1 protein-coding gene is annotated in these 1,516 nt (G+C 59.9%); it reads right to left on the bottom strand.

Translation table 11 applies throughout. From position 1 onward, the window contains the following. Positions 1-74 precede the first annotated feature (74 nt). Positions 75-1,426, bottom strand: a protein-coding gene (locus JNC62_RS21085) for an IS3 family transposase (RefSeq protein WP_374841432.1) whose coding sequence is annotated in 2 segments (ribosomal slippage) — positions 75-1,090 and positions 1,090-1,426 — 1,353 coding nt in all. Because the reading frame shifts where the segments join, the coding sequence is not laid out codon by codon here. Positions 1,427-1,516 lie beyond the last annotated feature (90 nt).

Raw genomic sequence — 1,516 nt, 5'->3', positions numbered from 1 at the left:
TGTCCGTCGTCGAATGATCTGAGACTTTTGGGACTTCCGAAGATTGGAGTTTCCGGCTCGGTTTGCGGGTTGATTTAAGCTGCTTTGGCGTGGTGGTTCAAGCGACGCTGTCTGATGGTGTCTCGTTTGATCCTTTCGCGTTCGAGCAGGATGGTCTGGCCGCGCCCGAAGTAGACGTCAGCCGGGGTGAGATTGTCGAGGCTCTCGTGGTATCGGCGATGGTTGTAATGGTCGACGAAGGCCGCGATCTGGGCTTCGAGGTCTTCCCGGAAGAAGTAGTTTTCGAGCAGGATGCGGTTCTTCAGCGTCTGGTGCCAGCGTTCGATCTTGCCCTGCGTTTGCGGATGGCCGGGAGCGCCATGGACCTGCTCGATCTTGTATTTTTCCAGCCATTCGCCGAGATCGGAGGCGACGTAAGACGGACCGTTGTCGGACAGAAGGCGGGGCCGGTGTTCGACCTTGACGCGGTAGCAGCCCGACGCGGCAAGGGCCAGGTCGAGTGTGTCGGTGACGTCGTCCACCTTCATGGTCGTGCACAGCTTCCAAGCGACGATGTAGCGTGAGAAGTCGTCGAGCACGGTAGACAGATAGAACCAGCCCCAGCCGATGACCTTCAGATAGGTGAAGTCGGTCTGCCACATCTCGTTCGGGCGGGTGGTCTTGTCCTTGAATTCGTCGCTGGCCTTGATGACGATGTAGGCTGGCGACGTGATCAGGTCATGCGTCTTGAGCAGGCGATAGACCGAAGCCTCTGACACGAAATAGCTTTCCGTGTCGGTGAACTTCACCGCCAGCTCGCGCGGCGACAGATCGGCATGGTCCAGCGCCATGGTGATGATGCGGTCCCGGATGTCATCGGGAATGCGATTCCAGACCCGTGACGGTGCGGACGTCCGGTCCTCCAGGCCTTCGACGCCGTGGGTCAGGAACCGGTCATACCAACGGTAGAAGGTCGGCCGTGGAATGCCCAGCTTGTCGAGGGTCTGCCTGGCGGGCAGATGCGACTGCTCGACGAGCCGGATGATCTCAAGCTTCTCGGCGGCGGGATATCTCATTCTTCGTCGCCCCCATCCCCGATCATGCTTTTTTTGAGCATGCGGTTTTCCAGGGTGAGATCGGCCAGCGCCTCCTTCAGGTCGCGGCTCTCCCGGCGCAGTGCCTTCACCTCGTCGCTGGTCGCCGAGCGGGCGGTGTCCCCTGCGAGCCGCTTCTTGCCCGCTTCGAGAAATTCCTTCGACCAGCTATAGTAGAGGCTCTCGGCGATCCCCTCGCGGCGGCAGATCGCGGCAATGCTGTCCTCACCGCGCAGACCGTCCAGCACGATGCGGATTTTATCCTCTGCCGAGTGGTGCTTGCGCGTGGCGCGGCGGATGTCCTTGATGACCTGTTCGGCCGCCGGCTTCTGCGGCCCGGATTTTTGTCTCATCTTCGCTTCCTTTGAATGAGCTACGATGAGCCGAAAATCCTCTCTTCTCGATTAAGCCACTTCTGTCTCAAAGGCGCTGATCCGGAACAG

Source organism: Mycoplana ramosa, from assembly GCF_041930185.1.
Lineage (GTDB): Bacteria > Pseudomonadota > Alphaproteobacteria > Rhizobiales > Rhizobiaceae > Mycoplana > Mycoplana ramosa.
This window is presented reverse-complemented; position numbering and strand designations above follow the sequence as displayed.